Genomic DNA, 4,514 nt, shown 5'->3' on the forward strand with positions numbered 1-4,514 from the left:
GTGAGCGCCTCGGCGGGCGGTGTGCGCAGGGCGACACGCGCCGGGACGACCACGGCGGCCAGCGCGGTCAGGAGTGTCAGCGCCACGAGCCCGAGCCCGGCCAGCGGCGGCACGTGGGGCACCGGTGTTCCGGTCATGACCAGGCTGAACGGCACGAGCGCGATCAGGTTGCCGACGGCACCGACGGCCAGGGCGAGGCCGCCGACGAACAGCGCCTCCCAGCGCAGCATGCCGAGCAGCTGCCGCCGTGTGGTGCCGATCATCCGCAGCAGCGCGAACTCGCGAACCCGCTCGCCGGTGGCCATGACCAGCGTGTTGACCACGGCGATCGCGACGAAGGCGGCGATCACCCCGAGCAGCGCGTAGTTGACCCACGAGTCGAGGCTCCGCGCCTGCCGCTGGCCCGCGAGGGCCTCCTCGCGGTCGGTGACGTCCGCCCGCGGTGACGCGTCGGCCAACTCCCGCACCGCCGCGGCGTCGGCACCGCTGACGAGCACCTGGTGGGCCGTCCGCCCGGTCGTGTGCGCGCGGGCCAGTTCGAACGGCAGCGTCACCGCGCCGAAGCCGAGCCCGCGGCCGTAGACGGCCACCACGCGCAACCGCACCCTGGCGCCGTCCCCCATCCGGAGGTCCATCTCGTCGCCGACCCCCACACCGGCGGCGTCCGCGGTGAGATCGCTCAGCGCGACCGTGTTCCCCTCCAGGTCGCTGAGCGACCCGGACCGCACGTCGAGGTCGAGGTTGCGCTCGACGCCCCCGACGGTGACGCCCTGTGCGGGCGCGGGCGTCAGCATGACCGCCGTCCCGCCCGCGGGCACCTCCTCGCCGACCATCTCACCGACCGCCGCGACCCCGTCCGCCACGTCCAGGGACTCCTCGGTCAGTACCTGGGTGCGGACGACCTCGGTCACCGCCGGGTCGCCGGGCAGGGCGCGCGCCTGTTCGGCGACCTCGGGGGGAAGGCCGACCGCGTCCCCCTCGGGGACGAGGACGTGCTCGGCCAGCATGCCGTCCGCCGCCTCGACCTCCGCGGCGTGCGACTGCGTGGTCTCCACGAAGATCGACGTGCCCGCGAACGAGACCATGAGCATCAGCGGCGCGACCGCGCTGGCGCGGCGCCGGGTGCCGGTCCGGGTGGCCGCGGCGGCCAGGTACCCCGAGGTCGGGGAGGCCCGGCCCGGAATCCATCCGGTCAGCCGGTAGGCGCCCCGCACGATCAGGGGGCCGAACAGCGCCGCCGCGACGGTCAGCAGCAGCGAGGAGGCCGCGGGCGCCGCCGCGGCGATCTGCCCGCCCTGGCCCAGCATCGTCAGGGGCAGCAGGCTGAACGCGGCGACGAGGGTCCCGGCGATGACGCGCCCGCGTCCGAGCTCACGGCGTTCCACCGCCGCCTCGCCCAGGGCCTCCACGGGCCGGATCCTGGTCGCCCGGCGCGCGGCCGACCAGCTCGCGAGCCACGCGACGCCGATCCCGACGAGTACGGCCGCGACCATCGGAACCGGTCCCACGGTCAGGGAGAACCCGGGCGGGACGAAGCCCCGCGCGGCGAGTTCACCGCGCAGCCAGTACGCGAGGGCGACCCCGGGCGCGACGCCGAGCACACCGGCGACGGCCGCGACCACCTGGATCTCCCGGAGGATCATGGCGCGCACCTGCTTCGGTGTGGCCCCGATGGCGCGCAGCAGGGCCATCTCCCGGTGCCGCTGCTGGATCAGGAGCCCGAACGTGCTCGCCACCACGAAGACCGCGATCAGCAGGGCCGTACCGCCACCGCTGCCGGACAGCGCGAGGAGCATGTTCCGCGCCTGCTCGCGCTCCGGGAACTCCGCGACCGCCCGGTCGTCGCCCGCGTACGCCCTCAGGGTGTCGGGGGGCAGCACCCCGGCGACCCGGTCCCGCAGTTCCCCGGGGTCGCCGTCGCCGTACACGCCGAGTGCGAGGCCGGGGTCCACCCACTCGACGCGGGCCACCCCCGGAAGGGCCCCGACCTCGTCCACGACGGCGTCGCCGACCCGTGCGCGCTCGGGCAGCGCGACGGCGTCGGTCTCCCCGCCGCCCGGGGGCAGTACCGAGTCGGCGCCGGCCACGATGACCGGGGCCACCGCGTACCGGTCGGGTTCGCCGCCGCCGCGGACACCGGTCTCCATCAGGATTCCGCACGCGGTCACCAGGGCCGCGGCGAACAGCAGCACGACGAACGACGCCACGAAACCGACGACGCGGCCGCGCAGCGTGGCCAGGGCCAGCCTCAGCATCAGCGCTCCTCCACGGACACCATGCGCCGGGTGATCGTGTCGACGGTCGGCGCCGAGAGGTGGTCCACGATCCTCCCGTCGGCGAGGATGAGGACGACGTCGGCGTACGACGCGGCCACCGGGTCGTGGGTGACCATGACGACCGTCTGCCGCGTGTCGTCCACCACGCGGCGCAGCAGCGTCAGCACGTCGGCCGCCGTGCGGCTGTCGAGCGCCCCGGTCGGTTCGTCGGCGAACACCACCTCGGGCCGGGTCACCAGCGCCCGCGCGATCGCCACGCGCTGCTGCTGGCCGCCGGAGAGCTGGGCGGGCCGGTGGTCGAGCCGGTCAGAGAGGCCGACGCGGTCGACCACCTCGCTCAGCCATGCGGGGTCGGCGCTCTTGCCCGCGAGCCGCAGCGGCAGTGTGACGTTGCCCAGCACGTCGAGGGAGGGCAGCAGGTTGAACGCCTGGAACACGAACCCCGCCCGCTCACGGCGCAGCTCGGTCAGCCGGTGTTCGGAGAGCCCGGACAGTTCCGTCCCGCCGAGGTAGACCGTGCCCGACGTCGGTGTGTCGAGCCCGGCCGCGCAGTGCAGGAAGGTGCTCTTGCCCGAGCCCGAGGGGCCCATGATGGCGGTGAACCCTCCGCGCGGCAGGTCGATCGACATCTCGCGCATGGCGTGCACGGCGTTCGCGCCCTCGCCGTAGACCTTGGTCACCCCCGCGAGGCGTACCGCCCACGAGGGCCGCCCGGCCCGGTCGGCCCCGGACGGGACGGCGCCGCCGTCCCCCGTCTCCGCGACCCTGGTGTCCGGTGTCCGTCCAGCATTCACCCGTCTGCTCCGTTCTCTCGCCCGGGAACGCGCTCACCGGCCGACGCGTCAGGCGGCGGGGCGTTCACCTGGGGTTCCGGGTACGCACGCGGGTGCGGGAACGGTGATCGGCGGGCCGCGCGTCAACCGGCGCGGGACGCGGCGAAGCGCCGCCGCGTCGTCACTCCGAGGATCTCGGTCCGGGTGGGACGGCGACCAGTGTCGTGTGAACCGATCGACCGTGCAGAATGCACGAACCGGGCAGAACGCCCGAACAGACGGGTGTGTCGGGGTGAAGGACTAGGGTGGGGATCCGTGGCGATCCTCATCATCACCCTCCTGGGGGTGGCCGCCCCCGTACTCATCGTCCAGCCGACCGCGGCCGGGTTCCTGACGCTCGCCCTCCAGTTCGTGCACAGCCTGCCGCGGACGAAACGACTGCGCGGCTGGTGGACGCTCGCGGCCCAGGCCGCGCTGTTCCCGTGGAGCGAGCCGAAGGGGTTCCTGGCCGCCTCCGTGCTGCTCATCGTCCCCGGCCGTGTCCGCTGGCCCGCGTTCTGCGCCGTCGGCGTCGCGGCGGGCCTGCTCTCCCCCGCCGACTTCTACGCCAGCGTGAGCGCCGCGGGGAACGCGCTGATGATGGGTCTGATCATCTTCGGCCTGACCCGGCTCAGCGACCTGCGCAGCGAACTGCACGCGGCCCGCAGGGAACTGGCCGCGCAGACCGTGGCCGACGAGCGCGAGCGCATCTCCCGCGACCTCGACACCATCCTCGGTTCGGCGCTGTCGGCCGTCATCGGCCTGGCCGACAGGCGGCGCCCGGCCGAGATCGCGGCGGTGGCGCGGGACGCCGCCGAGCGGGCTCGGCAGGCTCCCACGGCACAGCCGGAGACGGTACCGCGGGCCGACATGACCCCCCGGCTCGCGCTGCCCGTCATCCTCAGCGGACTGTCCATGTACGTGTTCGGAGCGCTGCTCTTCACAGCGGTGAGGCCGGACGGGCCCAACCTGGTCGGCTGCGCCGTCGTGCTGGCCGTCGTGGGATTCTACGTGCGCCACCTCCTCTCCGGGCGCGGCGGGACGCGGCTCCGGTACGTCCTGTGGGCGGTCCCCCTCCAGACGGCGCTGGCGTACGTACCCCTGGTCCGCCCCGAGGTCGAACTCGTCCACAGCCTGGTCGCCCTCTCGGCGGCGACGTCCCTCAGCGCGGTCCCCGGCCGCAGGGCGCCCTGGGCGGTGTTCACCGCCATCGTCCTGGGTGAACTGCTGGTCCTCGTGGCGGTGAAGCCCGAGCCCCTCGGCGTCATCCTCGTCATGGGCACGGTCCCGACCGTGGCCGTCACGATGATGTTCTACGGCCTGGCGCTGCTCACCCGCCTGGTCGCCGAGGTGCACGAGGCCCGGCGGGCACTCGCGGCGATCGCCGTGGCCAAGGAGCGCCGCCGCATCGCGGCCGACGTCCACG

The 4,514-nt window shown here is 74.4% G+C and carries 2 protein-coding genes (1 of these 2 only partly in view); both read right to left on the reverse strand.

Annotation, left to right across the window (positions count from 1 at the left end; all coding sequences use genetic code 11):
• Positions 1-2,255, reverse strand: partial view of an FtsX-like permease family protein gene (locus D455_RS35795; protein WP_017569380.1) — the 5' portion only. 94 nt of this gene lie to the left of the window's left edge; only the first 2,255 of its 2,349 coding nucleotides appear in the window; its start codon is at positions 2,253-2,255; its stop codon lies beyond the left edge, outside the window.
• The gene (locus D455_RS0103495; RefSeq protein ID WP_017569381.1) at positions 2,255-3,070 is read right to left on the reverse strand and encodes an ATP-binding cassette domain-containing protein; all 816 of its coding nucleotides are present in this window, start codon (positions 3,068-3,070) and stop codon (positions 2,255-2,257) included. Before D455_RS0103495 ends, D455_RS35795 begins: the two co-directional genes overlap by 1 nt.
• Positions 3,071-4,514: the final 1,444 nt, after the last annotated feature.

The sequence above is a fragment of the Nocardiopsis halotolerans DSM 44410 genome, assembly GCF_000341065.1.
Lineage (GTDB): Bacteria > Actinomycetota > Actinomycetes > Streptosporangiales > Streptosporangiaceae > Nocardiopsis > Nocardiopsis halotolerans.